Origin of the sequence: Streptococcus sp. SR4, assembly GCF_000517725.1 — a bacterium.
Taxonomy (GTDB): domain Bacteria; phylum Bacillota; class Bacilli; order Lactobacillales; family Streptococcaceae; genus Streptococcus; species Streptococcus salivarius_F.
In genome coordinates, this window is the sequence record NZ_AZYW01000004.1 from 1 (window position 1) to 1,613 (window position 1,613).

The window sequence follows — 1,613 nt, forward strand, 5'->3', positions numbered from 1 at the left end:
GGATAGCTTTATCACCACCAGAAACATTAGTGATATGAACATCAAAACCAAGGTTAGAGAGATTTTCAATATTGATAGTACCGCTTGGTTTGCTTTCTTGTTGAGCGAGTTTTGCCACGGCTACATAACGTCGGTTGCCATTGTAGCTGAGGTAAGAAAGCCATTCATAACCATCACCACTGACAATCTTGTCATAGTTGACTGACATACCAGCATCGTAGTAGGCCAACTCTGGGCTTGCCACACGAGGTTCTGCCTTAATGCTAGAGCGTTCTTTGAAGGTATAAGTTCCTGAATCAGGAAGGCTATAGCTAGTAGTTGTATGAGTTTCTTCAACCTTGGCAGGAACTGTGTAAGTTGTGCCACCCACACCAACTAATTTACCATTAGTTTCAACATAGTAAAGATGAACATTGTAGAGGCCACGTTCATTCTTGTGGTCAGTTAGACTGACGTTAACCTTGTAGTTACCATTGTTAAGACGAGTCGCATTGTACCAGATGATGTCATCTTGACCATTCTTTTCAGACCAGATTGGAACAGATACCCCAAGGACACCGTTTTGATCTGAAACATTACTGATAACCACACTAAAGTCACCATTGTTATGACTTTCAATAGCAATATCGCCTCTTGGTTTAGCTACAGCCTCTGCAACAGCACCTAGGTCGACATAACGACGAGTACCACTGTACGAAGTATAAGAAATCCAACGGTGGTTGTCAGCAAGCAAAGATCTATCGTAGTTGACTGACATACCAGGATCAAAATTGAACTCAGTCTTAGCAGTCAAGCTAGGTTGATTCTTCACATCTGCAGGTTTAGTGAAATAATAAGTACCACGTTCAGGGATAGTTTCATCTCTAGTCGCTTCAGTGTTGCTACTAGTATTTTCAGCCTTCAAAGCTGCGATATCAGCATAGTAGCGTTCATAGTCGTAACCAATGTAAGAAATCCATTGGTGATTGTCTCTCTTCAAGACCTTGTCATAGATAACATGGTCGCCTGCACTAAAGACGAAGGTAGGTTTGATATCCATGATTGGCGCAGTACGAATTTCTGTTGTGCGACGGAAATAATAGGTACCGTTTGATGGAATATCAAGAGAACCATCAGCAGTCACTGGACCATCTACACCTGGCTGACTAGCATTAGTTAAGACAGTACGAAGACTAGTATCGACAGCTTCACGGTCAGTACCTCTAACTTCTGCTACTTCTGAAGTTGCTGAACGGTCAGTTTCACTAGCTACTTCAGAGCTAGCTACTGATGACACTTCATAACGTGGGCTAGCCACCTCTGAGCTCGCAACAGAAGCAACAGCAGATGCAGATTGAGCAACCTCTGCTGGTACTTCCAAAGAAGCAGCCTCACTGACCACTACACTACTAGCTTCAGAGGAAGCAACTTCACTGCTAACAAGCTTAGGTCTTGGCGCCTCAGATCTTGAAGCTGGTTGATTGAGGACATCGGTAACAGCTTCTGAAGTTGCCTGGTCAATTTGGGGTGCTTCAGAATTATTTACAGTAACTTCATAGTCTGTGATAGAACCTGTGCTATTGGCTTGTTCCTGAGCCAAAGCATGCCCACCAAGCATCAAGCTCGCACCAATT

General features: G+C 43.5%; 1 protein-coding gene. It reads right to left on the reverse strand.

The annotated features are described in order from the left end of the window. Positions 1-1,613 (reverse strand): SH3 domain-containing protein (locus HMPREF1519_RS10620; RefSeq protein ID WP_037610417.1); only part of this gene is annotated, 1,613 nt, incomplete at both ends.